General features: G+C 59.3%; 21 protein-coding genes and 1 pseudogene. 13 read left to right on the top strand and 9 right to left on the bottom strand.

The annotated features are described in order from the left end of the window. Nucleotides 1–55: 55 nt before the first annotated feature. The 5 genes from ACN19L_RS02250 (at nucleotide 56) to ACN19L_RS02230 (ending at nucleotide 6,143) form a co-directional block, all read left to right on the top strand. Entirely contained in the window at nucleotides 56–1,198 is a 1,143-nt protein-coding gene (locus tag ACN19L_RS02250) for a glycosyltransferase (RefSeq protein WP_426491929.1), read from the top strand. Nucleotides 1,199–1,296: 98 nt separating this feature from the next. Beyond that, nucleotides 1,297–2,310, top strand: a complete 1,014-nt coding sequence (locus tag ACN19L_RS02245; RefSeq protein ID WP_426491928.1) for a 3-oxoacyl-ACP synthase III family protein — start codon at nucleotides 1,297–1,299, stop codon at nucleotides 2,308–2,310. Between the two features lie 113 nt (nucleotides 2,311–2,423). Further along, nucleotides 2,424–3,083, top strand: coding sequence for a metal-dependent transcriptional regulator (locus tag ACN19L_RS02240; RefSeq protein WP_426491927.1), 660 nt, complete (start codon nucleotides 2,424–2,426; stop codon nucleotides 3,081–3,083). Between the two features lie 150 nt (nucleotides 3,084–3,233). Further along, entirely contained in the window at nucleotides 3,234–4,625 is a 1,392-nt protein-coding gene (gene mnmE, locus ACN19L_RS02235; protein WP_426491926.1) for a tRNA uridine-5-carboxymethylaminomethyl(34) synthesis GTPase MnmE, read from the top strand. A gap of 225 nt (nucleotides 4,626–4,850) precedes the next feature. After that, complete coding sequence (locus tag ACN19L_RS02230) at nucleotides 4,851–6,143, top strand: citrate synthase (protein ID WP_426491925.1); 1,293 nt, start codon at nucleotides 4,851–4,853, stop codon at nucleotides 6,141–6,143. 98 nt (nucleotides 6,144–6,241) lie between these two features. Here the strand turns inward: ACN19L_RS02230 and ACN19L_RS02225 are convergent, their stop codons facing one another. The 8 genes from ACN19L_RS02225 to lepA form a co-directional block, all read right to left on the bottom strand. Next, nucleotides 6,242–6,607, bottom strand: coding sequence for a hypothetical protein (locus ACN19L_RS02225; protein ID WP_426491924.1), 366 nt, complete (start codon nucleotides 6,605–6,607; stop codon nucleotides 6,242–6,244). A gap of 144 nt (nucleotides 6,608–6,751) precedes the next feature. Beyond that, on the bottom strand, nucleotides 6,752–7,120 hold the full coding sequence (locus ACN19L_RS02220; RefSeq protein ID WP_426491923.1) for a hypothetical protein: 369 nt from the start codon (nucleotides 7,118–7,120) through the stop codon (nucleotides 6,752–6,754). 36 nt (nucleotides 7,121–7,156) lie between these two features. Next, nucleotides 7,157–7,510: a hypothetical protein gene (locus tag ACN19L_RS02215; RefSeq protein ID WP_426491922.1), complete on the bottom strand. Its 354-nt coding sequence runs from the start codon at nucleotides 7,508–7,510 to the stop codon at nucleotides 7,157–7,159. A gap of 314 nt (nucleotides 7,511–7,824) precedes the next feature. After that, nucleotides 7,825–9,774, bottom strand: coding sequence for an OmpA family protein (locus ACN19L_RS02210; RefSeq protein ID WP_426491921.1), 1,950 nt, complete (start codon nucleotides 9,772–9,774; stop codon nucleotides 7,825–7,827). Between the two features lie 20 nt (nucleotides 9,775–9,794). Then, nucleotides 9,795–10,376: a 7-carboxy-7-deazaguanine synthase QueE gene (locus ACN19L_RS02205; protein WP_426493559.1), complete on the bottom strand. Its 582-nt coding sequence runs from the start codon at nucleotides 10,374–10,376 to the stop codon at nucleotides 9,795–9,797. 285 nt (nucleotides 10,377–10,661) lie between these two features. Beyond that, nucleotides 10,662–11,573, bottom strand: a complete 912-nt coding sequence (gene folD, locus ACN19L_RS02200) for a bifunctional methylenetetrahydrofolate dehydrogenase/methenyltetrahydrofolate cyclohydrolase FolD (RefSeq protein WP_426491920.1) — start codon at nucleotides 11,571–11,573, stop codon at nucleotides 10,662–10,664. 12 nt (nucleotides 11,574–11,585) lie between these two features. Next, nucleotides 11,586–11,765 (bottom strand): hypothetical protein, encoded by a 180-nt coding sequence (locus ACN19L_RS02195; protein ID WP_426491919.1) that lies wholly within the window; start codon nucleotides 11,763–11,765, stop codon nucleotides 11,586–11,588. 118 nt (nucleotides 11,766–11,883) lie between these two features. Then, nucleotides 11,884–13,671 (bottom strand): translation elongation factor 4, encoded by a 1,788-nt coding sequence (gene lepA, locus ACN19L_RS02190; RefSeq protein WP_426491918.1) that lies wholly within the window; start codon nucleotides 13,669–13,671, stop codon nucleotides 11,884–11,886. Nucleotides 13,672–13,891: 220 nt separating this feature from the next. Between lepA and ACN19L_RS02185 the strand changes: the two genes are divergently transcribed. The 4 genes from ACN19L_RS02185 to ACN19L_RS02170 all read left to right on the top strand — a co-directional run bounded on the left by ACN19L_RS02185 (nucleotide 13,892) and on the right by ACN19L_RS02170 (nucleotide 19,227). Continuing rightward, complete coding sequence (locus tag ACN19L_RS02185; RefSeq protein ID WP_426491917.1) at nucleotides 13,892–14,761, top strand: carboxypeptidase-like regulatory domain-containing protein; 870 nt, start codon at nucleotides 13,892–13,894, stop codon at nucleotides 14,759–14,761. Between the two features lie 31 nt (nucleotides 14,762–14,792). Further along, nucleotides 14,793–15,155 carry a hypothetical protein gene (locus tag ACN19L_RS02180; protein WP_426491916.1) on the top strand — a complete coding sequence of 121 codons (363 nt, stop codon included), beginning with the start codon at nucleotides 14,793–14,795 and terminating at the stop codon, nucleotides 15,153–15,155. A 242-nt stretch (nucleotides 15,156–15,397) separates the two neighbouring features. Next, entirely contained in the window at nucleotides 15,398–15,667 is a 270-nt protein-coding gene (locus tag ACN19L_RS02175; protein WP_426491915.1) for a hypothetical protein, read from the top strand. A gap of 83 nt (nucleotides 15,668–15,750) precedes the next feature. Next, nucleotides 15,751–19,227 (top strand): methylmalonyl-CoA mutase family protein, encoded by a 3,477-nt coding sequence (locus ACN19L_RS02170; RefSeq protein ID WP_426491914.1) that lies wholly within the window; start codon nucleotides 15,751–15,753, stop codon nucleotides 19,225–19,227. Nucleotides 19,228–19,569: 342 nt separating this feature from the next. Here the strand turns inward: ACN19L_RS02170 and ACN19L_RS02165 are convergent. Beyond that, nucleotides 19,570–20,390 (bottom strand): annotated as a pseudogene (locus ACN19L_RS02165) (IS5 family transposase). 141 nt (nucleotides 20,391–20,531) lie between these two features. Between ACN19L_RS02165 and ACN19L_RS02160 the strand changes: the two are divergent. From ACN19L_RS02160 to ACN19L_RS02145, 4 genes are all read left to right on the top strand, one after another. After that, a complete protein-coding gene (locus ACN19L_RS02160; protein WP_426491913.1) occupies nucleotides 20,532–21,038 on the top strand; it encodes a tetratricopeptide repeat protein in 507 nt (168 codons plus the stop codon). 197 nt (nucleotides 21,039–21,235) lie between these two features. Continuing rightward, nucleotides 21,236–21,718 carry a hypothetical protein gene (locus tag ACN19L_RS02155; protein ID WP_426491912.1) on the top strand — a complete coding sequence of 161 codons (483 nt, stop codon included), beginning with the start codon at nucleotides 21,236–21,238 and terminating at the stop codon, nucleotides 21,716–21,718. A 548-nt stretch (nucleotides 21,719–22,266) separates the two neighbouring features. Then, nucleotides 22,267–24,090, top strand: coding sequence for a peptidoglycan D,D-transpeptidase FtsI family protein (locus ACN19L_RS02150; RefSeq protein WP_426491911.1), 1,824 nt, complete (start codon nucleotides 22,267–22,269; stop codon nucleotides 24,088–24,090). Between the two features lie 151 nt (nucleotides 24,091–24,241). Then, nucleotides 24,242–24,808, top strand: a complete 567-nt coding sequence (locus ACN19L_RS02145; protein ID WP_426491910.1) for a hypothetical protein — start codon at nucleotides 24,242–24,244, stop codon at nucleotides 24,806–24,808. Nucleotides 24,809–24,831 lie beyond the last annotated feature (23 nt).

Genomic DNA, 24,831 nt, shown 5'->3' with positions numbered 1-24,831 from the left:
CTGGCAACCCGAAACTGACAACTCGTGCGGCAAAAGTACCATCTTCGCACCCAATATGCCGCCTGCCATTACCATTTTACTGGCTTCCATACTCAAGCCCCTGGATGATACCCGCATGCTGGGCAAGTTCGGGCGTACCCTGGCCGGGCGGGTCGGAACGGACGTACACGTAGCAGGCCGCCACGCCCCCGTGCCGCCTCACCTGCCCGGTAACGTGCACACCCATGCGCTGCTCCAGGGCAACCGGCTGAGTCGGGCCCGACTCGCGGCCCAGGCCCGCTACTGGCAGCTCCTGCGGCGGCTGCAGCCCCAGGTAGTCTTCGTGCACGCCCCCGAGCTGCTCCCCCTCACGGTGCTCTGGCAGGCACTGGGCCCCGGGCGACAGTTCATATACGATGTACGGGAAAACTATGTCCTGAACATCCGGACCCAGGCCGTGTACCCGGCCTGGGCCCGCGGCCTGCTGGCGGGTCTGGTACGCCGCCTCGAAACCCTGGCTGCCGCCCGGGCGGCGGGCGTGATTTTGGCGGAACAGAGCTACGCCGATGAATTGCCGTTTGCCGCCCGGCCCATCGTCATTGAAAACAAGTATCAGCCTTACGATACCCAACCGCCCGCGGCCCGGCACCGCCTTCCCGGCGTTTCGGAGCCGCTGGAGCTGCTGTACTCGGGTACTATCTCGGAGCTGAATGGGGTCTGGGAGGCTATCCGGTTTGTACAGTGGCTGCGGCCGGCCTGGCCGGGGGCCCGGCTCACCATCATCGGGGCCTGCCAGCAGCCGGGGTTGTTGGGACGGTTGGAGCAGGCCGTGGCAGCCTCGGCGGGAGCCGTGCGGCTGGTGGGCGGCCCGGCACTGGTGCCGCACGCCGAGGTAGTGGCCGCCATCCGGAGTAGCCACCTGGGGCTGCTGCCCTACCGCCCGCACCCCAGCACGGCCCGCTGCGTGCCCACCAAGCTGTTCGAGTACTTAGCCAGCGGCCTGCCCGCCGTGGTACCCCCTAACCCATTGTGGACGGCCCCGGTACACGCGGCTGGCGCGGGCCTGGCATTCGACTTTCAGGCCGCCACCTACCCTCCCGTCGATTCCTTCGTAGCTCAGCTTCAGGCGGCTGCTTTTTACCCGACCGGTCCGGACCGCACTGCCCTGTGGAGTACGGAAGCAGGAAAATTGCACCGACTCATGGATTCTATCCGGTAACTACCGACCTTTGCGGCCCGTTTACAGTGCAGGTGCCGATTTTTTCTACCTTCGGTGCGCTTATCTAGTGACTGCCCTGCCTGTAAATTCCCCTGCTGATGAACAACTCTCTCCGACACTCTGAAATTGCCGGCGTTGGCCATTATGTGCCTGCGCGCGTGGTAACCAATGCCGATCTGACCACCCTGATGGATACCACCGATGAGTGGATCCAGGAGCGCACCGGCATCCGGGAGCGGCGCTGGTTTGAGGAAGGCAAGGACACCACGGCCAACATGGGCGCCAACGCCGCCCGCAAAGCCCTGGAAATGGCCGGCCTCACCCCCGACGACGTGCAGCTGATTGTCTTCGCCACCTTGTCGCCGGATTATTTCTTCCCGGGCTCCGGCGTACTGCTGCAGCGCGAGTTGGGCATTCAGGCTCCCATACCGGCCTTCGACGTGCGCAATCAGTGCTCGGGCTTCGTGTACGCCCTGAGCATGGCCGATCAGTTCATCAAAACCGGCATGTATGATACCGTACTGGTAGTCGGCTCCGAGATTCACTCCTCGGGCCTTGATATCAGCACCCGCGGCCGGGGCGTATCGGTTATTTTCGGGGATGGAGCCGGCGCGGTTGTGCTGCGGCCCAGCACCCGCGAGGGGCACGGCATCCTGAGCACCCACCTGCACTCTCAGGGCGAGCACGCCGAGGAGTTAATTGTAAAGGAGCCCGGCTCCAACCGCAACAACCGGGTGGACTACGTGGTGGCCAATGAGCTGGACATGTACCCCTACATGAACGGGCAAAACGTGTTCAAGCACGCCGTGGTCCGCTTTCCCCAGGTTATCAAGGAAGCCCTCGACCAGAACGGCTACGAGTCGAAAGATATCGACATGCTGATTCCCCACCAGGCCAACCTGCGCATCACCCAGTACGTGCAGCAGAAAATGGGCCTCACGGACGACAAGATCTTCAGCAACATTCAGCGCTACGGCAACACTACGGCCGCGTCGGTGCCCATTGCCCTGAGCGAAGCCGTGCAGGAAGGCCGCATCAAGCGCGGCGACCTGGTGTGCCTGGCCGCCTTTGGCTCCGGCTTCACCTGGGCCTCTGCTTTGATTAAGTGGTAGGTTGTCTAATTATGAATGATGAGTGATGAATAATGAATTGGTTGACGAAGCTTCTGCTGAGCTGCTGAACAACCAATTCATCATTCATCACTCACAATTCTTAATTTAAGAGAATGCCCAGCTACACCGAGGAAAACTACCTGAAGGCCATTTACAAGCTGTCGGAAGCACAGCCGGGCACGGAAGTCAGCACCAACAGCGTAGCCGATGAGTTGCAGACCCGGCCCGCCTCGGTGACGGATATGCTGCGCCGGCTGGGTGAGAAAGGGCTGCTGCACTACACCCGCTACCGGGGCGTTACACTTACGCCGGAGGGCCGGCGGCTGGCGTTACTTACCATCCGCAAGCACCGCCTCTGGGAAGTGTTCCTGGTGCAGCACTTCGGCTTTAACTGGGATGAGGTGCACGACGTGGCCGAGCAGATGGAGCACATCGACTCTGACCTGCTGGTGCGCCGCCTCGATGAGTTTCTGGGCTTCCCGCAGCTGGACCCCCACGGCGACCCAATTCCAACGGCCGATGGCGTGCTGCACCGCCCCCAGCACCGCCTGCTCTCCGACCTGCGCCCCGGTGAGCAAGGCCGGGTTATTGCCGTCAAAAATACCTCCGCCCCCTTCCTGCAGTACCTGGATAAAGTGGGCATCAACCTGGGCACTACTATTGAAGTTATAGATAAGATTGTATTCGATAATTCGCTTGAAATCAATATTAATACCCAACAGAATTATCTTATATCAGCCGAGGTAAGCCGCAACCTACTCGTCACAGACTAAGGCATTCCTTATGGATGCTCTCCGGAATTTGCCTGGCCCCGGGGCTGACACAAGAAGCCGGTTCTTCGCTTCCTGACGCGCAGTATGGGCGTGGCTGTTCTAGCTGCTTGGTTAGCCGTACCTTTGCGGCTGAACCCATTTATGCAGCCTGTGGCCCTAGCCTTTCCGCTTTCCCTCACCGATACCATTGTTGCCCTTTCAACCCCGCCCGGCTCCGGCGCCATTGCCTTGGTCCGGCTGTCGGGCCCGGAGGCAGTGCGCCTGACCGATGAGGTTTTTGCCGGCAAGCGCCTGCGCGACCAGCCCAGCCACACTCTGCACGTGGGCACTATCCGCGACGGGAACCGGATTCTGGATGAAGTAGTAGTATCCCTGTTCCGGGGCCCGCACTCCTACACCCGCGAGGATGTGGTGGAAATCAGCACCCACGGCTCCGATTACATTGTGCAGGAGGTATTGGCCCTGCTGCTGCGGCGCGGGGCCCGGCTGGCCGAGGCCGGCGAATTCACCAAACGGGCTTTCCTGCACGGGGCTTTCGATCTGGCCCAGGCCGAAGCCGTGGCTGACCTTATTGCCGCCGACTCGGCCCTCTCGCACCAAGTAGCCATGCGGCAGATGCGGGGCGGCTTTTCCCAGGAGCTGAAAGACCTGCGGGGCCGACTGGTGCAATTTGCCGCCCTGCTGGAGCTGGAGCTGGATTTTGGCGAAGAAGACGTGGAATTTGCCGACCGCACCGGGCTGGTGCAGCTGCTGCAGGAAGTACAGCAGTTGGTGCGCCGCCTGCTCCGGTCGTTTGAGCTGGGCAACGTCATTAAGAACGGCGTTACTACCGTTATTGCCGGCCGGCCCAACGCCGGCAAAAGTACGCTGCTCAACGCCCTGCTCAACGAGGAGCGCGCCATCGTCTCGGACGTGGCCGGCACCACCCGCGACCTGATTGAGGATGAGGTGAGCATCGACGGTATCCGGTTCCGGTTCGTGGATACGGCCGGCCTGCGCAATACTTCCGATGTGGTGGAAGCCATTGGCGTGGAGCGCACCCTGAAGCGCGCCAAGCAGGCGGCATTGGTCGTATATCTATTTGATATATCGACTACTACCCCTACTGAGCTTGAAGTTGAAATTGAAGCCCTGCAGCTACCTGCTGGCGTAGGAGTCCTGGCTGTGGGCAACAAGCTGGACGTAGCTCCCGACCCTGCCCTGGATGCCTTCCGGGACCGGCCGGGCACCGTGCTCATTGCCGCCTCCCGCGGCGACGGCCTCGACGAGTTGCGGCAGGAGCTACTGCACCGGGCCCGCCTCGATGGCCTTGACCGCACCGGCAGTAGCACCATCGTTACCAACCTGCGCCACGCCCAGAGCCTGGAGCAGGCCAACCAGCACCTCGACGCCGTGCTGACGGGCCTGAGCACCGGAGCCGGCACCGAGCTGCTGGCCGCCGACCTTCGTCACGCTCTGGCTGCCCTCGGTCAGATTACCGGTGAAATCAGCAACGACGACCTGCTCACCAGCATCTTCACCCAGTTCTGCATCGGCAAATAAGCCAAAGGCTCTGGTATCGTTGCCAGCGAAAAAATGCTGACTCACGGGCAAAAACCTGGCGCTGCATGCCGCATTTTTAACGGGTGGGCTGTTTCTTTGCGCTTTCCCTATCTCAAACAACAACTCGGGCTTGGTTGTAGTATAGGCATCAAACTCTCACTGGGTTTCCGGCTAAACCGGTAATTCTTTAGTTTCGCCCTGCAACCCACCCTTCAACCCACTTTTATGGCAGAATCTGCTGAACTGATCCTCGACGGGAAATCCTTCTCTCTCCCCGTTATTGAAGGTACCGAGCACGAAAAAGCCTTTGATATTGGCAAGCTGCGCGACCAGTCCGGTTACGTAACCCTCGACTCGGGCTACAAAAACACGGGTGCCACCAAAAGCGCCATTACGTTCCTGGACGGCGAGGAAGGCATTCTGCGCTACCGCGGCTACCCCATTGAACAGCTGGCCGAAAAATCCAGCTTCCTGGAAGTAGCCTACCTGCTGATTTACGGCAAGCTGCCTACTAAGGCGGAACTCGACGATTTTGCCGGCCAGATCACCAAGCACACGCTGGTGCACGAGGATATGCGCAAAATTTTCGACGGTTTCCCGTCGGCTACGCACCCCATGGCCATCCTGTCCTCGCTGATCTGCGCCCTCACCGGGTTCTACCCCCAGAGCGTATCGCCGGACCTGAGCCCCGAGGAAATGGAACTGAACATCATTCGTCTGCTGGCGAAGATGCCTACCATTGCGGCCTGGACCTACAAAAACAACATGGGTCATCCGCTGAACTACCCGCGCAATGACCTTGACTACTGCGCCAACTTCCTGTACATGATGTTCAGCTTCCCCACGGAGAAGTACGAAATCAACCCGGTCGTTGTCAGCGCCCTTAACAAGCTGCTCATCCTGCACGCCGACCACGAGCAGAACTGCTCCACCTCTACGGTACGTCTGGTAGGCTCGGCCAATGCGTCGCTGTACGGCTCGGTTTCGGCCGGTATCAATGCCCTGTGGGGCCCGCTGCACGGCGGTGCCAACCAAGAGGTAATTGAGATGCTGGAAGCCATTGAGCGGGACGGTGGCGATACCAGCAAGTTTATTGCCAAGGCCAAGGATAAGAACGACTCGTTCCGCCTGATGGGCTTCGGTCACCGGGTGTACAAGAACTTCGACCCCCGCGCCAAAATCATCAAGAAGGCCGCCGACGAAGTGCTGACCGCCCTGGGCCTGGAGGACAGCCCCCTGCTGAAGATTGCGCAGGAGCTGGAGCAAGCCGCCCTCACCGATTCGTACTTCATTGAGCGCAAGCTGTACCCGAACGTGGACTTCTACTCGGGTATCATCTACAAAGCCCTGGGCATTCCTACTGAGATGTTCACGGTGATGTTCGCCCTGGGCCGTCTCCCCGGCTGGATTGCCCAGTGGAAAGAGATGCGCGAAAACAAAGAGCCCATCGGCCGTCCGCGTCAGATCTACACTGGTGAAACCGAGCGGGAATACGTGAGCATTGATGCTCGCGCTTAATCCTGCCGAAAGATATAGACCCAAAAAAAAGCCCGCTAATGCGGGCTTTTTTTTGGGTTAAGCTTTACCAGAAGTAAAGCACTGTAACATCTTGACAATCAACGAACGTTAACTGCTGTCAGCGTTGATTTCATTTCGTCATAAGCTACCATTTGGTGAGGCCGCAGGATGGTCGCCAGATCCCACTCGTAGCGCAGCTGCATTTCAGCAATAGCCTCATCGAGCTTCGTGGCATCAGTCGCAAACTGCCGACGCAGCTCGGCCGTCTCATTCAGCAGGCGCAGGTTGAGGGCCCGCACCTTCACGTACTGGCCTTCGGTGAGGCGGGTATGCTCGGCAATGCGCCGGGTCATTTCTGTGGCTCGGGTGGACGTTTTGGTGGTACCATCACCAGCGGTGGCCGGTGCGCTGAAACCAATGGATACCAAGGTGCAGAAGGCGAAGAAGGCGAATACGTTTTTCATGACGGTGGTGGGCTGGGTTTGAAGTGAAATGTGAAGTAGTGGCATAGAACGGATAGCTGAAAATACTGATTTATATAATTAAAACAATAAAATATTTAAACTAAAAACAGCCCGGGTTTCGCTTACGAAACCCGGGCTGTTTTTCTAGTGGCCGGCGTTGAGGGCCGTACGACTGGCCCGGTTCTGCTGGTAGAGAGCTAGTTGTGCGGGCTGCAACAGCCCTGCCAATTCGTAGTCATATTGCTGCTGGGCATCGGCAATGGCTTGGTTTTGCATTTCCGAATCGTGCACAAATACGGCCCTGGCAGCCAGCATTTCCTGCAATAACCGCAGGTTCAGGGCCTTTACCTGGACGTACTGACCTTCATTGAGGTGAACCTGCCCAGCCAGCGAGCGGGTCATGGCCGAAGCACGGGTCTGCAAGTCCCGGTTACCGTTGCCCGGGTCGGCGAGCAGCCGCTGCGAGGCCAACGTCAGGACTGCCAGCAGCAAAGTAATCGTCAGCTTTTTCATGGATTTGGGAGTAGAGTGATGGGAAGTTGGAATGGGTTAGTGCTGCCCCAGTGCCGTCATGTTGGCCCGGTTCTGCTGGAATAGAGCCAGCTGGGCGGGACGCAACAGCGCCGTCAGGGCAGTTTCATACTGAAGCTGGGCTGCAGCCAAGCGCTGGTCCAGCAAAGCGGGGTCGGCAGCAAAGCGGGTCTGCAGGTCCTCCATTTCGGTGAGCATCCGAATGTTGAGCTGTTTCACTCGCACGAACTGGCCTTCATCGAGGCGGGCTTTCTCAGCAATGGAGCGCGTCAGGGCCGTAGCCCGGGCCTGCAGGCCGGTGCCCCGCTCATCGGCCAGGCTCACGCCCTGTAAACCGAGGGCGAGGGCAATGAAAAGCGTAATTTTTTTCACGGTGGTCAGGAGGTTTTAAGTGTATGATGAATGAGTGTTTTTGCTTGATCCAGTGCCGGGCCAACTACTGCGTTCAGCGAGCAGCTCCGGACTAACCGCCCCCGGTAGGGGAGGTGAGGATGATCAAACATAAACTCTATTATTTAATAATACAAAGATTTATTATAATTTTTTTGATTTATTTTTCAAAAACCGCCTACACAACGTTCTGGCAGTCAATTGCTTATGCAAACTAATGGTCCAGTAAGGACCTAAAAAAAGGCCCTGTCTGCGGTTTGCGGACAGGGCCTTTCCATGTGGACTGACGGAGCAGGTTAGAGAATTCGAAGCTCGATACGCCGGTTTTGCTGCCGGTGCTCATCGGTATCATTGGGGTTAATAGGCTTGGTCTCGCCGTAGCCTTTAAAGCGCAGACGCTGGGCCTTTACCCCTTGGCTGATCAGATAAGTATAAACCGATTTGGCCCGGTTCTGAGAAAGCACGAGGTTGTCATCATCAGAACCGACGTCATCAGTGTGGCCCGAAATTTCCACCAGTATATCGGGGTATTGCTTCATGAAGCTCACCAGCCGGTTCAGTTCCGTGCGCGACTTGGGTTTCAGAGCGAATTCCTTGGAGTCGAAAAACAGGTTATTGAGCACGATGCTGCGGCCGGAGCGTACCGGCTCCAGGTAGATATCCAGCGTGAGCGGGTCGAAGCTGCGCTTGTCGCTGTAGTCAAAGCTGAGGCTGCGCATGAGATACTTATCGGCGGAAGCATACATGGCGTACTGCCGGCCTTCATTCAGCACCACAGTGTACTCTCCATTCTCGGCGTCGGAGCCCACATACTGCACCAGCTCATCCGTGTTGAGGTCGTAGAGCTGCACATCGGCCCGGATGGGCTTCTTAGTAAAAGCATCGAAGACGCGCCCCTGAGTGTAGGTACTGGTTTCCCGGGCGCGTACTTCCTTGGGCACTTCAAAGCCAAACAGCTCTACGGGCCGGTCCCGCTCCTGCTTCACCCCCGAAACCGTGGCTTTGGACCGGGAGCAGAAGCCCCGGCGGTTGTCAGAGGTGATATACAAAGAGGCTTCATTCTCGTACGTGTTGAGTGGGTACCCCAGATTCTGTGGAATGCTCCACTTATCAGCGGCCAGCTGCTCGCAGCGGTACACATCCAGTCCCCCCATACCCACCAGCCCGTCGGTGACGTAATACAGCGTGGTACCGCTGGCGTGGATGAAGGGGGCCATATCTTTGCCGCTGGTGTTTACCGGCGCCCCCAGGTTGCGGGCGGGCGTCCAGTTCCCCGCCACATCCTGAGTGGTCATGTAGATGTCTTCCTGGCCCTTGCCCCCACGTCGGGTACTGGTGAAATACAACGTGCGCCCATCGGCCGAGAGCGACGGTTGCGAGTCCCACTCCGGCGAGTTTACGTTGCGGCCCAGGTTCTGGGGTTTGCTCCACGTGTTGCCGGTGCGGCGCGAGATGTACAGGTCGCAGTTGCCCACCGAACTGGGCCGGTCACAGGAGGCAAACACCAAGGTTTTGCCATCCCCGGATATAGCCCCGGCTCCCTCGTTATACGAAGTGTTGATGGCCGGAGAAATAGATACCGGTTCCCCCATCGTTCCGTCTTTGTTCTGTCGGCTTACGAACAGGTCCTCCCCGCTTTCGGCCGTGGGCCGCCCCGTATACAGCAGGAAACGGCTGTCGGCGGTGAGCACCGGAAAATACTGAAACCGGAAGGTATTAAGCGGCTGCGGCAAGGGCTCAGGCTGGATGCCCGTGGGCTTGGCCATGGCTTTCTGGGCAAACTCACAGTTGAGCAGTTGACGTTGCGCCCGGGGAGCGTTGCGCTGGTTCTTGGCGGCTGTTTTCAGGTACTTCCGATAACTATCGGCCGCCGTCTGGTATTCTCCAAAGGTCATGGCCAACTCACCCAGCGTGAAGTAGTCGTTGGCACGGGCCGCCTCCACCGGGAGCTTGGTTAGCCCGTCCCGATAGGATTCGAAAGCCAACTGATTCTCGCCCATAGCTTTCAGCAGGGAGCCTTTCAGCACGTACGGCTCCCCCAGCGAGGGAAACTTCTGATTGAGTTGACCCAGCGTTTCGATGGCCTTAGTAAAGTCCCGGGCCTTGGCTTGCTGCTGGGCCTTATCCCAGAGGTTGCGGGCTTTCGTGTTGGTGGTGCCAAGTTGGGCCTGAGCCGCCGCCGACAACGGTACTAACCCGCCCACGGCAAACAACAAAACTACCGGTACAACAAACGAACGGCGCATAGGTGGGAGAAGTAGAACGGCTACGGAATATCGAGAAACTTGTGCGTCTGCAACGAAACCTGCCACTGTGGGTTGCTTTTTACATACTCCACAATCAGCGGCATCATGTCGGCCGATTTACTCCACTCCGGCTGCAGATACAGGCGGCAAGTTGGCCCAACCATGGCGGCATGCTGCTCAGCCCAGGCGAAGTCGCTTTTATTGAAAACAATAATCTTAAGTTCGTGGGCCGCTGCCAGCACCTCGGGTAACGGGGCCTTAAACTTCTTGGGCGACACGCAAATCCAATCCCAGGAGCCGCTAAGAGGATACGCCCCGCTGGTTTCAATCCAGTTCTGACAGCCGGCTTCGTGCAAAGCCGCCGTGAGGGGGCCAAGGTTATGCATCAGCGGCTCGCCGCCGGTGATAACCACATTACGACCAGGGTGCTCCGTAACGGCCGCTACTAAGCGCGGAATAGCCTGACGCGGGTGCGCATCCATAGGCCACGACTCTTTCACGTCGCACCATACGCAGCCCACGTCGCAACCACCCAGGCGAATGAAGTAGGCCGCCCGGCCGGTGTTGTATCCTTCGCCCTGGATGGTGTAGAACTGCTCCATCACGGGCAGTTCGGGCGCCGCCGTCCCCTGGGCCGGGGCCGCCGACGTAACAGGTAGTTCGTGCAGCAAAACAATCGTATTCAGACAACAAAAAGTCAGGCCGTTGGCAGGGATTCCGCTTCCGCAGACAAGCCCCTCTCCTAACGGCCCGACTTTAAAAGTAGTACACTGCCTTGAAATCTAAAAGCCTGAGGCGGTTTTAATTGGATTAAACAAGGCCAATCACCGAGTCAGGCAGCCTGGTTTCTCGTCTGTTTCAGCACCACTGTGGTACTTGGCAGCAGCTTACTTAGCATACACCTCTCCTTTGGCGGCGCGTAAGGTATTGAGCAGCAGCATAGCAATGGTCATGGGGCCGACGCCACCGGGAACGGGCGTGATGTAGGAGGCCAGCGGGGCCACTTCGGCAAAATTCACATCCCCCTTCAACGCCCAGCCCGATTTCTTGGCGGCGTCCTCTACCCGCGTAGTGCCCACGTCAATTACCACGGCACCGGGCTTCACCATATCGGCCGTTACAAACTCGGGGCGGCCCAGGGCAGCCACCAGAATATCGGCGTTGCGGGTAATCTCGGCCAGGTTTTGAGTGCGCGAGTGACATAAAGTAACCGTGCAGTTACCCGGCTCTAAGTTCTTAGCCAACAGTATGCTAACCGGCGTACCCACAATGTTGCTTCGACCAATTACCACGCAGTGCTTGCCATCCGTCGGCAGCTCGTAGCGGCGCAGCAGCTCCACAATGCCAGAAGGTGTAGCGGGCAGCAGCGCAGGCAAGCCAGCCACCATGCGGCCAATGTTCATGGGGTGGAAACCGTCCACGTCCTTCTCGGGGCGCACGGCTTCGATTACCTTATTGGTATCGATGTGGCGAGGCAAGGGCAGCTGCACAATGAAGCCGTCAATTTCCGGGTCGTTGTTCAGCTTGTCCACCTGGGCCAGCAGCTCAGCTTCGGTAATATCGTCCTCGAAGCGCAGCAGCGTGGAGCCGAACCCTACCCGCTCGCAGGCCAGTACCTTGTTGCGCACGTAGGTTTCGGAGCCCCCGTCGTGGCCCACCAGGATGGCGGCCAGGTGCGGAGTCTTCTGGCCGGTGGCTTTGCGCTGGGCTACCTCGGCGGCAATTTCCTCTTTGATGTTCTCGGCCGTCTGTTTGCCGTCGATAAGTTGGTAGGTAGTCGCTTCAGGGTTGTTGGTCATGCTGGGTTGCGGTTATTTCTGATCGGGGGTTTGCGTGTTGGTGTGGGCGGCAATGGCGGCGGTTCCGGCAGCCTGCAACGCGGCCTCCATAGCGGGCCAGTCGTCGCGCCACCGGAACTTGCGCTCCTGGCCTTTGATGATTTTTTCCAGTTGCTCCGGGCTCGTGCAGTTCTTGAGAAGGGTGTCGGACATGTTCTTGAAGTGGTTAATCAGTACACGCCGTGTCAAGAAGTGTATGAGGTGAGAAAATGAGGTAAAGAGTGTAAGGAAACAAAAAACGCGGCCCGTTTCCGGAGCCGCGTTTTCGCTACTAATCGATTTTAAGAACGGCCAGGAAGGCCTCTTGCGGAATTTCCACGGAGCCCACCTGGCGCATCCGCTTCTTGCCTTCCTTCTGCTTTTCCAGCAGCTTGCGCTTCCGGCTGATGTCGCCACCGTAGCACTTGGCAATTACGTTTTTGCGCAGGGCCTTCACGGTTTCCCGGGCAATGATTTTCTGCCCGATGGACGCCTGAATGGCAATTTCGAACTGCTGGCGCGGGAGCAGCTCCCGGAGCTTTTCGCAGAGGCGGCGGCCCCACTCGTAGCTCTTGCTACGGTGCACGATGGCCGACAGGGCATCGACCTTCTCCCCGTTCAGCATCACGTCCAGCTTCACCATGTCCGATTCGCGGAAGCCAATCAGCTCGTAGTCGAGCGAAGCGTAGCCGCGCGAAATGGTTTTCAGCTTGTCAAAGAAGTCGAACACGATTTCCGACAATGGCAGCTCAAACGTCAGCTCCACCCGCTCACTGGTCAGGTAGCTCTGGCCTTTGATGATGCCGCGCTTCTCCATGCACAGGGTGATGATGGGTCCCACGTAGTCGGCCGCCGTGATGATCTGGGCTTTGATGTAGGGCTCCTCGATGTGCTTGATCATGTTCGGCTCGGGCATTTCGCTCGGCGCGTTGATGGTCAGCAGCTGGTCTTTGGTGCCGGTGGCGTGGAACTGCACCGAGGGCACGGTGGTAATCACCGTCATGTTGAACTCCCGCTCCAGGCGTTCCTGCACGATTTCCATATGCAGCATGCCCAAGAAGCCGCAGCGGAAACCGAAGCCCAGGGCCACTGAGGTTTCGGGCTCCCACACCAGCGAGGCGTCGTTCAACTGCAGCTTCTCCATGCACGAACGAAGCTCTTCATACTCAGTGGTATCTACCGGATAAATACCGGCGAATACCATCGGCTTCACGTCCTCAAAACCCACAATGGCTTCGGCCGTGGGACGAGCTACGTGGGTGATGGTGTCACCTACTTTTACCTCCCGGGCTTCTTTAATACCCGAAATCAGGTAGCCCACGTTGCCGGCCGAAATTTCGGGGCGGGGCTCCTGGTTGAGGCCGAGGATACCGATTTCGTCGGCTCCGTATTCCTTGCCGGTCGCCATAAAGCGGAGCTTGTCGCCCTTTTTCATGGTGCCGTTCTTGATGCGGAACAGAACCTCAATGCCGCGGTAGGAGTTGAAGACGGAGTCGAAAATGAGGGCCTGCAGCGGCGCGTCCGGGTCGCCCTGGGGGGCCGGAATCCGCTCACAGATGGCATTCAGAATGGCTTCGATACCGATACCGGATTTGCCCGAGGCCGGAATAATTTCCTCCCGCTCACAGCCGATGAGGTCCACAATTTCGTCCGATACCTCCTCCGGCATGGAGTGGGGCAGGTCGATTTTGTTAAGTACCGGAATGATGGTCAGGTCGGAGCCGATGGCCAGGTACAGGTTGGAAATCGTCTGGGCTTCGATACCCTGCGAGGAGTCCACAATCAGCAGCGCGCCTTCGCAGGCGGCAATGGAGCGGGATACTTCGTAGCTGAAATCGACGTGGCCGGGCGTATCAATCAGGTTGAGCGTGTACTGCTCGCCCTTGTACTGATACTGCATCTGAATGGCGTGGCTCTTGATGGTGATGCCCCGCTCCCGCTCCAGGTCCATGTTGTCGAGCAGCTGGGCTTGCATGTCGCGCTTGGCCACGGTGCTGGTGAATTCCAACAGGCGGTCGGCCAGGGTGCTTTTGCCGTGGTCGATGTGGGCGATGATGCAGAAATTGCGAATGTTCTTCACTAGAGGCGGTTTTTTCCGAGGGCGAAGGTACGCAAAAGGCCCCAAAAACGCTAGCAGCCCAAGTCCGGGCTACATCCGACTCCAACGGCACCCGCTCAGCTTACCGCTACCAGCCAAGGCACTGCCGGAAGCCCCCGAAAAGAAAGCTACCCGATAGGGCAACTCCCGACGAAAAACCGTGTTATTTCGCGGCCCAACCCTCCTTTCCGTAGTTCTGCCCGTGTCTATTCGTCGGCTGTTGTTGAGCTGGCTGCTCTGCCTATCCTCCTATTGTTTGTACGCGCAGGCCTTTACCCTCGAAGGGCAGGTACGCAATGCCCGCACCGACCAGCCCATCCCATTTGCCACCCTGGGTATTGTAGGCCGCAACATCGGCACCGTGGCCGATGAGCAGGGCCGCTATATTCTGCGGTTTCCGGCTGCCCCCACCGATTCCCTGGTCATTACCAGCGTGGGCTTTTTCCGGGCGGCCGTGTCGCCGCAGGCCTTGCTGAACGGGCAGCGGGAATTTACGCTGGTGCCGCTGGAACAGGCCCTGCCCGACGTGGTAGTGCAGCGCCGCCGGGTGAAAGCCGGGCAAATCGGCCGTACCCAACCCACCGGCGAGGTGCTCTGGACGGCCGGTTCCTCGGGCAAGGAAACTGTGGATGATGAGTGGGGCTGGGAACTGGGCACGGTGCTCACGCCCAAGCGCCCCGCCTACCTCGATGCCCTACACGTGTACCTGTCCACGAATACCTACGAGCACCTGCGCTTCCGCCTGAACCTGTACACGCTGGAAAATGGCCGCCCCGGCCGGGCCCTGCTGGCCCAGGACATCCAGCTAACCACTACCAACAAGCAGCGGGGTTGGGTTCAGCTGGACGTGAGCAGCTACGATATCCGGCTGGAAGCCCAGCCCGTGGTGGCCACCATTCAGTGGCTGCAAAGCGAGAAAACGGACCCCTGGGACAAATACTTCTCGATTCCGGTGCGCCGCGACAAAAAGCAGGTGATGGTGGAACGGGAGAACAGCCAGGCCGTCTGGACGATTCAGGCCATGCAGCCCAGCCTATACTTCACGGTGCTGGAGGAAGTGGACAAGCGGTAGCCGTTTTGTATACATTTTGAGATGTTCGGATATGCAGGCATTCACGCTCTGGCTCGAATTCGAGCACGTTGATTATTCCATCAAGTGGGCCCCGGATACAGAAACGTTTGTAACGGGTGGTGATTGGGAAAAAGCAAATGAGGCTTGTAACATTCATGTAACCCTTCCTGATGGCCGGCAGTATGGCATCAATGTCTGGACTTATCAGTTTCTACAGACTGTCATTCAGTTAGACATAGCACAGGGTGAAAACCTGGGCGGCCTGTACCAACGCCCGCCCGATTTATTCGTGCGAGAACTGACCCGGCAATGTATAGAAGCCACTATTGCTGACTTGTTGACAATAGGCCCGCTTGAGCAGGTCCTCAACCCCAGCGTACTTGCCAAGAAGTAACCAAAGGCTTCCTGAATGGCCGTAGTTATGCAAGCAGCCCTCATCGGTTCAACAGCCGCCGATGACACCTCCGCAGCCAACCCCGGCGGGGCGATATATCGGTAGAAAAGCCGGCTAATAGAATTATTCAAGCCCCAGCGGGTCGACACCCGGAACCAGTGTCGACTCGCTGGGGCTTTCCCTGAATTCTCCTATCATTACTACCGATATGCCGCCCCGCTGAGGGCTGACTCAGCTAGCATATGAGAAAGCAGCAGGAGAAATACTGGTTACTATTATCCACTGCCACAGCTTTGGGATTACCGCCGCGAGATAGTGCAAACGCAGAGATGTTCGAGCATGCCGAGTGGGAAGTCGGGTTTGATATTATCGTAGTGCAGCTTTACGAATTTGATATCAGGATTACCGAGAGTTTTTTTCAGCAGGCTGAGGCCGTAGCCCGTGAAATCAATTTACCTCCTGAAAGCTATAATTTTCTGCGGCCCCTTGTCCAGCCGTTCTGCCATGCGTAATCATCAAATAGCCCCCGCGCCTCCCCGCCGGGGCTTTTTTTGTACCTTCACCCCTCGAATTCCACCCACTTTGTACTGCGCGTATGCACCCAGCTCCCGTAGCTCCTTATAAGCCCCAGAACCACGTCCGGATTGTGACGGCAGCGGCCCTGTTTGACGGGCACGACGCGGCCATCAACATCATGCGCCGCATCATCCAGGCCAGCGGGGCCGAGGTTATTCACCTTGGCCACAACCGCTCGGTCCAGGAAATTGTGGACTGCGCCATTCAGGAAGATGCCCAGGCCATTGCCATTACCTCCTACCAGGGCGGCCACAACGAGTACTTCAAGTACATGTATGACCTGCTGAAGGAGCGTGGCGCGGGTCACATCAAAATCTTCGGCGGCGGCGGCGGCGTGATTCTGCCCACCGAAATTGCCGAGCTGCAGGGCTACGGCATCACCCGCATCTACTCCCCCGACGACGGCCGCGCCCTCGGCCTGCAGGGCATGATCAACGACCTGCTCCAGCAGTCGGACTTCCCCACCGGCCAGCACCTCAACGGCGAGGCCAAGCACATCAAAGCCAAAGATGCCCGCAGCATCGGCCGCCTCATTTCGGCCGCCGAAAACTTCCCCGAGGAGTTTGAGCGGATGCGGGCTCAGTTGCCAGTTGCCGTTTCTCAGTTACCAGTTGAAGGCGACCAGCAGAACGAACAGGCAACTGGCAATTCGCAACTGACAACTCCTATATTAGGCATTACCGGTACCGGCGGCGCGGGCAAGTCGTCGCTCGTGGATGAACTGGTGCGGCGGTTTCTGCTGGACTTCCCCGAGAAGACCATTGCCATCATTTCGGTGGACCCCAGCAAGCGCAAAACCGGCGGGGCTTTGCTCGGGGACCGGATCCGGATGAACGCCATCAACTCGCCGCGGGTGTACATGCGCAGCCTGGCGACGCGCCAGAGCAACCTGGCCCTGAGCAAGTACGTGCAGGACGCCGTGGACGTGGTACGCGCCGCCGGCTTCGACCTGATTATCCTCGAAACCTCGGGCATCGGGCAGAGCGACACTGAAATCATTGAGCACTCCGACGCCAGCCTCTACGTGATGACGCCCGAGTACGGCGCGGCCACCCAGCTGGAGAAAATCGACATGCTCGATTTCGCCGACGTCATTGCCCTCAACAAGTTCGACAAGCGCGGGGCCCTGGACGCGCTGCGCGACGTGCGCAAGCAGTACCAGCGCAACCACCAGCTCTGGGACAAGCCCCTGGACGAGATGCCCGTGTTCGGCACCATCGCCTCGCAGTTCAACGACCCCGGCATGAACCGCCTCTACCGCGCCGTGCTGGCTACCGTAGAAGCCAAGACGGGGGCGGCCTTCGCCTCCCAGCTCGAAACCTCCCAACAGGATTCGGAGAAGATTTACATCATTCCGCCGCACCGCACGCGGTATTTGTCTGAAATTGCCGAAACCAACCGCCAGTATGACCAGTGGGTTCAAAAACAAGCTGACGTTGCTCAGCAGCTCTATGGAATCCGACAAGCCGTCGGAGCCGTCGAAAGTCTCGGAAACGCCGCTGGCGGACCTGGCAGCGGGCACGGCAGCCACGCACCCGGAGCAGGAAGCCTCGTGGCCGGCCTGGAGAGCACCTTCGAGGAAATCAAGCTCCGTCTGGACGGGCAAAATTGGAAGCTCCTGGAGACCTGGCCGCAGAAGGTAGCCGCCTATGAAGCCCCCGAGTTCATTTTTAAGGTGCGCGACAAGGAGCTGCGCCTGAAAACCCACACCGAGAGCCTCTCCCACCTCCAGATTCCGAAGGTGAGCCTGCCGCGCTACACGGCCTGGGGCGACCTGCTGAAGTGGCAGCTCCAGGAAAACGTGCCCGGCGAGTTCCCCTACACGGCCGGCGTGTTCCCCTTCAAGCGCGAGGGCGAAGACCCCACCCGCATGTTTGCCGGCGAAGGCGGCCCCGAGCGTACCAACCGCCGCTTCCACTACGTGAGCATGGGCCTGCCCGCCAAGCGTCTGAGCACGGCCTTCGACTCGGTGACGCTCTACGGCGAGGACCCCGACCACCGGCCCGACATCTACGGGAAAATCGGCAACTCGGGCGTGAGCGTGTGCTGCCTCGACGACGCCAAGAAGCTCTACTCCGGCTTCAACCTGGCCGACCCGATGACCTCGGTGTCGATGACCATCAACGGCCCGGCCGCCACCATTGCTGCCTTCTTCATGAACGCGGCCATCGACCAGCAGTGCGAGCTGTACATCAGGGAAAACGGGCTGGAAGACGAAGTCAACCAGAAGATTGAGGCCATTTACCGGGAGCTGGGCCAGCCCCGCCCCCGCTACCAGGGCGAGCTGCCCCAGGGCAACAACGGCCTAGGCCTCCTGCTGCTGGGCGTAACCGGCGACCAGGTGCTGCCCCAGGAGGTGTACCACGCCATCAAAACCCGCACGCTGGCGCAGGTGCGCGGCACCGTGCAGGCCGACATCCTGAAGGAAGACCAGGCCCAGAACACCTGCATCTTCTCTACCGAGTTCAGCCTGCGCCTGATGGGCGACGTGCAGCAGTACTTCATCACCAACAAGGTGCGGAACTTCTACTCCGTCTCCATTTCGGGCTACCACATTGCCGAGGCCGGGGCCAACCCTATTACCCAGCTGGCCCTCACGCTCAGCAACGGCTTCACGTTTGTGGAGTACTACGTGAGCCGGGGCATGAACGTGAACGACTTCGCCCCCAACCTGTCGTTCTTCTTCTCCAACGGCATCGACCCCGAGTACGCCGTAATTGGCCGCGTGGCGCGCCGCATCTGGGCCAAGGCCATGAAGCTGAAGTACGGCGCCGACGCCCGCTCGCAGATGCTGAAGTACCACATTCAGACCAGCGGCCGGAGCCTGCACGCCCAGGAAATCGACTTCAACGATATCCGCACCACCCTGCAGGCCCTCTACGCCATCTACGACAACTGCAACTCGCTGCACACCAACGCCTACGACGAGGCCATTACCACGCCCACCGAAGCCTCGGTGCGCCGGGCCATGGCCATCCAGCTCATCATCAACCGGGAGCTGGGCCTGGCCAAAAACGAAAACCCGCTGCAGGGCTCCTTCATCATCGAGGAGCTGACCGACCTGGTGGAAGAAGCCGTGCTGGCCGAATTTGACCGGATTACGGAGCGCGGCGGCGTGCTGGGGGCCATGGAAACCATGTACCAGCGCGGCAAGATTCAGGAGGAAAGCCTGTACTACGAGACGCTCAAGCACACGGGCGAGTACCCCATCATCGGGGTGAACACCTTCCTCTCGTCGGCCGGCTCGCCCACGGTGGTACCCGCCGAGGTAATCCGGGCCACGGAGGAGGAAAAGCAGTACCAGATTACGATGCTGCAGGCCCTGCACGCCCGCAACCACGCCACCACCGAGCAGCGCCTGAAGCAGCTGCAGCAAGTGGCCGTGGCCAACGGCAACCTCTTCGAGGCCCTCATGGAAACCGTGAAGTTCTGCTCCCTGGGCCAGATTACGAATGCGCTGTTTGAGGTGGGCGGGCAGTATAGAAGGAATATGTAAGCTGCGGCCACTTTGGCTGAATGAAAACGGGTGCTACCTTGCTGAGGTAGCGCCCTTTTCTATAGAAACTATATGAAATTATCCTGTCTGCTCTTTGCGGCTTTGCTATTCTCAACCTGTTCATCACCTACCCTATTAGTTCTAACCAAGCCTGCTTCGAAAGAAGCCGCTTTGGTAAGGCTGGACGAGGAACTTGCGGTTTTGTCGCCCATTTTACTTACCCAGGTATCAGGAGGCCCTCATGTATCCTATTTCGTTTTTGAGCCTACGGCGAATAAAACAAACCATTTGGCACAGGCTACTCAACGCATCCGTAAAGCACCTGATGCATTGAATGATTTACTAGGCTGTGTCTGAAAAGTGGTGTTGCAAAATGCGCCGAATACAGGCCAACAAGGCCATGTTGAGGAAGTGTGCATCATGTTTGTCGTAGCGAGTAGCCACGCGGCGGTGCTCCTTGAGCGAACCGAAAAAGCGCTCTACGACGTTGCGGCAGGCATACCGTTGCGGCTCGATGCGCGGCGGGCGGCCGCGTCGGCGGCAGTGCTGGCCTGCGGCAGGCCGGCGCCGCGGAATGACCGCGCGAATGCGGCGCCGGCGCAGCCAGCGGCGGATGTGCTGTGCGTCGTAGCCGCGGTCGGCAATGAGCTGACGCGGTCGGCGGCGGGCGCGTACCTGCTCGCACAAGGGCTCGAACTGCGGCGCGTCGTGGCGCTGCCCGGCCGAGAGCTGCAGGGCCAGTGGCGTGCCCGCTCCGTCGCAGACCACGTGCAGCTTCGTGGTCAGACCACCGCGGCTGCGCCCGAGGCACTGGGCTTTTTTTTCGCCCCGCCGGCCGCGCTTTTCGTGGCGCGCACCGTGGTCGAGTCCACCAGCCACGTGTCCAGGTCGAGCAGCCCATCTTGGTCCAGGCGTAAGCGCAAGGCGGCCAGCACCCGCTCGAAGGTGCCGTCCGAGGACCAGCGCCGGAACCGCTCGTAAGCCGTTTGCCACGGGCCGTAGCGCGCCGGCAAGTCCCGCCACGCCGCACCCGTGCACAGGATCCACAACAACGCGTTCCACAGCGGCCGGTCGTCGCGCCGCGGCCGGCCCGTGCGCTGCGGTGGCAACTCGGCTGCCACCACGACCCACTGCGCATCCGTTAACTCGTATCGTGCTGCCATACTCTAAGTTAAGCAACACCACTTTTCAGACACAGCCTAGCTGATATATACCCTTTCGATCCGAAGCCATTTGGAAAATTCGATGCTACAGCGCAACGAGCTCAGCTCAAGACACTACTTGATACCTATCCGGACTTAGATATGGGCTGGGTGTGGCTAGCAAGCACGCAACAGGACCACTTACAAGCTGTTAGCTACCTAAATAAGGCTATTGCCCTAAACAGTAAAGTTGGCTACTATTATAGACAGCGTGCATTTCTGTATGCAGCCTTGAAAAACTATTCGGCTGCCGATAATGATTATCATCGAGCCTTAAAGCTTTACCATGAGCATTCGGACGTTTACGAAGATCTAGCTAACATGTATGCAGAAATGCAAGATGACCGCCTGTATGCCCAAACGTGTGACTTACGTCTGAGCGAGATGCAAAAACATCTGGCAAGGATCGAGAAATTCGGCCAAAGCAAAGAAGGGCGCCCGGATAGCCTATATCAGTTGCGGGAGTTAATCGGTTATGGCCATTTAACCAAAGCACTGCACTTCATAGAAAAGCGAAATAAGCCAAATATTGGCTGTGTTGATCTAGCCAAAGCTGTTGCTTTCGACGTTGAAGAAGCTCATGATTTGCAGAAGAAGTATTGTAAATAGCTCCGCTAACCCAGCTGGCGCGCCAAGCCGAGAACGCGCCGCTCGAATTGCTCCAGGCGGCGCGGTTATTTTCACCTACTCTACTGCTTCCACTCCCTGAAACTCCGCGAAGCTGATGCGGCCGAAGCAAGGCACCAAACCAACTCCGAGCGTATTTCTTCTTGCTCCTTGCTCCTCGCTCATACCTTACTTGTTATATGCGCAAACTCTCATCTTTGTGTTTTCTTCTGAGCGGTTGCAGCTTAGTTGGTGCAAGTGAGAAATGCGAGCCGGGTGATAATAAGGTCTATCACAGCGCCGTCATTTCCTTTTCGCTCCTAGAGCAACGCACTTCTCGCAACTTGCTGGCTTGGAACGGCCCCTATTACCCGGATAGTGTCAAGGTCGTGGCTTCAACCGGAGAGGTAGTTTTTCCCGGTCCCCTTCGCCCGGACGGCTATGTTGACTTTCATGCCCTTAAATATGAAATGGATAAGTTGCCACTCGGCATTGACTTGGTGAGAACGTATTACCTGCGCCTAAACAGGGCCGATCAAGACACATTTGCCCTGTCTTTTCGCTTGAAAAACAACCGCTGCGACTTTGCGGAGTTCGAGCGGTACACGCTTAGATACAACGGCCGAATAGTGGCTGAAGGGGAGGGTTTGTATCTGCCAAGCTTAACTTTATATAAGCCCTAACCCCTCCTCTATGAAACACGCGTACATTCTGTTTGTAGCCGCTTTTTGCTGGCTACAGCCATTCCTATGCCTAAGCCAAGAGGCAATAGGGCAGCCCCCAACTTCTGTAAACTATTCAGACACTTGTTCTACCCCTGCTCCAACAGAACAGGAGATGCAAGCGCGGCGGTGTTATGCGGATACGACATACTTAGCTCACTACTACGACAGTTTGCGCACAGCGCGGGAGGGCAACGGGCAATATCGAACCCTGGAGAATGGCGTGGAGTCACGGGTGGTTTGCGGGGTTTCGGCGGCGGTGGCGGTGGTATCGTGGCAGCAGTAGTGGGGCTGGCCGGGGCGGGGCAGAAACCAGTTCCGCCGGGTCTGGGTGTAGCGAAAGGTGGTGCTGGAGTAGGTTTTGTTGAGAGTCGAAGCCGGGTTTCGGTGGCTGCTGGTTTAGAAAGAGTGGCCGGGTAGGTGCCGGCCGGACCGTTGCTCAACCCGCGGCCGGCCCCGTTCACCGAAAGTCGCGCCGCCGAAGCCCGGCAATTAGCTAGCTTTACCCCATGCGCACTGCTCTCTTCTGGTGGCAAACCGGCCTGCTGGCACTGCTGATCGGGTTGGCCGCCTGCTCCTCGCCCGATCAGCCCACCCACTCGCCCCAGGCTCCCGATGTGCGCGTGCGCTACACCGCCCGCCGCGTGGTGCTGCCCCAGGTGCCGGAGCGCGGCCGCATCCTCGACCGCCACGACTCGGTGCTGGTGGCTACCCGCCCGCAGTTTCTGCTGCAGCTGCCACGCCGCTACCCCCTCGATACCCTGGCCCTGGGCCTGCTACTGGGCTGGGACTCCACCACCGTGCGGCGGCGCATTCAGGACGCCCTGCCCTTCCCGGGCGCCGGTCCCGCCAGCTACCCCGGCCTACTGCGCCTGACCGCCGCCGAAGTGGCGCGCGTGCGCCAGGACAGCGCCGCTTGGCCCCAGCTGAAGCTGGTGGAGCAGCGCTGCCGGGTGTACACCTCCCCGGCCGCCGCCCACGCCCTGGGCTACCTCAGCGCCGAGGCCCAGAGCTTCTACCGCCAGGCCCGCCGCACCGGGCGGGGCCGCTTCTACCGCCTGCGCAACGGCGGGGTGGAAAGCTACTACAACGGCCTGCTGCGCGGCCACCGCGGCTACCAGCACCCGCTGCTTGACAAGCAGGGTCGGCAGCACGGCAGCTGGGCGAAAGATACCGCCTTCCAGCAGGGCCAGGATTTGCACCTCACCCTGGATGTGAAGCTGCAGACCTACGCCGAGAAGCTGCTGGGTGGCCGTAAGGGCTACCTAGTGGCCCTCGACCCGCGCACCGGCGAAATCCTGGCCTACGTTTCCGGCCCCGTGTACCCGGCCAGCACCCTCACCGCCCCCGACCAGGCCGGGGTGCGGGCCGAGCTGCTGGAGCACGAGGACATGCCCCTGCTGAACCGGCCCGCCATGCTGGCCAACCCGCCGGGCTCGGTGTTTAAGCTGGTGAATGCGGCCGTGGCGTTGCAGCTGCGGGCCATCACGCCGGCCAGCAGCTTCCGCTGCAACCAGAGCCTGGTGAGTTGCGTGCACCACCACCGGCCGGCCACCAGTCTCACCCTGGGCCTCAAATACAGCTGCAACCCCTACTTCTACCAGGTGATGCAGAGCCTTATCGACTGCGTTCCCGACTCGCTGGCGCAGGATACCGTGGCCGCCCGCCACGCCAACCTAGCGCAGTGGCGGCGGTACGTGCGCTCCTTCGGCCTCGATTCAGTGCTGGGCGTGGATTTACCCCGGGAGGCACCCGGCTTTCTGCCCACCCCGGCCTATTACGACAAAGCCCGCCACACTCGCAACTGGACCTACCGCTCCATCTACTCACTCAGCATCGGGCAGGGCGAAATCAACCTGACGGGTTTGCAGATGGCCAACATGGCGGCCATTGTGGCCAATCGAGGCTGGTACTACCCGCCCCACCTAGTGCGCGGCGTGGGCACGGGCGGCCCGCTGCCCCGCTTCCGCCAGAAACGCCACACACTCATCGACAGCGCCCACTTTGCCGCCCTGGTGCCCGGCATGGTGGCCGTACTAGAGCGCGGCGGCACCGCCGACGCCTCCAGCCTGGCCGATGTGGGCATTACGGTAGCGGGCAAAACCGGCACCGTGCAGAACGACGAGGGCGACGACCACGCCGCCTTCGTGGGCTTCGCCCCGGCCAACAACCCCAAAATTGCCGTGGCCGTGTACCTGGAAAACGGCGGCTTCGGGGCCACCGCTGCCGCGCCCTGCGCCGTGATGGTGATGGAAAAGTATCTGCGCGGCTCCATTGCCCCCAAGCGCAAGCACTGGGAACGGCGCATCATGAGCCGGGCGCGGCGGGAGTAGTCAAAGTACGGATGCAGAGGAGCTATAATCGTCATGCTTCGCCTCCGGCTCTGCATGACGTTCTGAAATACACTTCATTTATCAAAAACGACTACGTAATTCTACCTCGCCTGAATTCAGACCTGGCTTTATGGCAATCTGGCAATATCGTTTGACAGCCGTTCCGGAAGAGGCCGTGCGCCGCCGTTACGACCACCTTCCCACCCAGCTCTTCATCGACCACGAAGGCCGGCGCAACGCGTGGCAGCACCGCAGCTTCACGGATAAGGACGATGAGCCCGTGTTCAATGATGCCTATTCGACAGCGTGGTGGGACGGGCTGCACATTCCTGCCGCTCCGGTGGCTACCCAAATAGATGCGCTATTACCCCGCACTACCTGGGGCAAGCCCAGCCCGGATTATTACAGCTGGAAAAGTAATGACGAAGACGGTCCCGACCACGACTGTTATCTGCACCGCAACGAAACTACCGACGCGCTGGAGTGGCTGGAATTCCGAACCGACCTGCGCCCGCACCCGCGGAACACCGGCTTTTTGGCGGCCATGCTCACCCTCTGCCGGGAGCAGCACCTGCTGGTATTCGATGACAAAGGATGGCTGCTGAAGCCCGAAGTACCGGCCGTATGGGCGGCCATTGAGCAATCCAGCGCCGTGCGCTTTCTGACCAAACCGCAGGAGTTTCTGGATGAAATACGCCGTAAGCTGGCGGAGGAATAGCCCGGGCAACTGACCAACGACAG

It is taken from the genome of Hymenobacter sp. 102, from assembly GCF_049949205.1.
In the GTDB taxonomy this organism is placed as follows: Bacteria; Bacteroidota; Bacteroidia; order Cytophagales; family Hymenobacteraceae; genus Hymenobacter.
This window is presented reverse-complemented; position numbering and strand designations above follow the sequence as displayed.

What these genes read in the sequence shown, in the direction of transcription:
- ACN19L_RS02250 (WP_426491929.1), top strand. Translation starts at nt 56, where the DNA reads ATGCCGCCTGCCATTACCATTTTACTGGCTTCCATACTCAAGCCCCTG.
- ACN19L_RS02245 (WP_426491928.1), top strand. Translation starts at nt 1,297, where the DNA reads ATGAACAACTCTCTCCGACACTCTGAAATTGCCGGCGTTGGCCATTAT.
- ACN19L_RS02240 (WP_426491927.1), top strand. Translation starts at nt 2,424, where the DNA reads ATGCCCAGCTACACCGAGGAAAACTACCTGAAGGCCATTTACAAGCTG.
- ACN19L_RS02230 (WP_426491925.1), top strand. Translation starts at nt 4,851, where the DNA reads ATGGCAGAATCTGCTGAACTGATCCTCGACGGGAAATCCTTCTCTCTC.
- ACN19L_RS02225 (WP_426491924.1), bottom strand. Translation starts at nt 6,607, where the DNA reads ATGAAAAACGTATTCGCCTTCTTCGCCTTCTGCACCTTGGTATCCATT.
- ACN19L_RS02220 (WP_426491923.1), bottom strand. Translation starts at nt 7,120, where the DNA reads ATGAAAAAGCTGACGATTACTTTGCTGCTGGCAGTCCTGACGTTGGCC.
- ACN19L_RS02210 (WP_426491921.1), bottom strand. Translation starts at nt 9,774, where the DNA reads ATGCGCCGTTCGTTTGTTGTACCGGTAGTTTTGTTGTTTGCCGTGGGC.
- ACN19L_RS02205 (WP_426493559.1), bottom strand. Translation starts at nt 10,376, where the DNA reads ATGGAGCAGTTCTACACCATCCAGGGCGAAGGATACAACACCGGCCGG.
- folD (WP_426491920.1), bottom strand. Translation starts at nt 11,573, where the DNA reads ATGACCAACAACCCTGAAGCGACTACCTACCAACTTATCGACGGCAAA.
- ACN19L_RS02195 (WP_426491919.1), bottom strand. Translation starts at nt 11,765, where the DNA reads ATGTCCGACACCCTTCTCAAGAACTGCACGAGCCCGGAGCAACTGGAA.
- ACN19L_RS02180 (WP_426491916.1), top strand. Translation starts at nt 14,793, where the DNA reads ATGCAGGCATTCACGCTCTGGCTCGAATTCGAGCACGTTGATTATTCC.
- ACN19L_RS02175 (WP_426491915.1), top strand. Translation starts at nt 15,398, where the DNA reads ATGAGAAAGCAGCAGGAGAAATACTGGTTACTATTATCCACTGCCACA.
- ACN19L_RS02170 (WP_426491914.1), top strand. Translation starts at nt 15,751, where the DNA reads ATGCACCCAGCTCCCGTAGCTCCTTATAAGCCCCAGAACCACGTCCGG.
- ACN19L_RS02160 (WP_426491913.1), top strand. Translation starts at nt 20,532, where the DNA reads ATGGGCTGGGTGTGGCTAGCAAGCACGCAACAGGACCACTTACAAGCT.
- ACN19L_RS02155 (WP_426491912.1), top strand. Translation starts at nt 21,236, where the DNA reads ATGCGCAAACTCTCATCTTTGTGTTTTCTTCTGAGCGGTTGCAGCTTA.
- ACN19L_RS02150 (WP_426491911.1), top strand. Translation starts at nt 22,267, where the DNA reads ATGCGCACTGCTCTCTTCTGGTGGCAAACCGGCCTGCTGGCACTGCTG.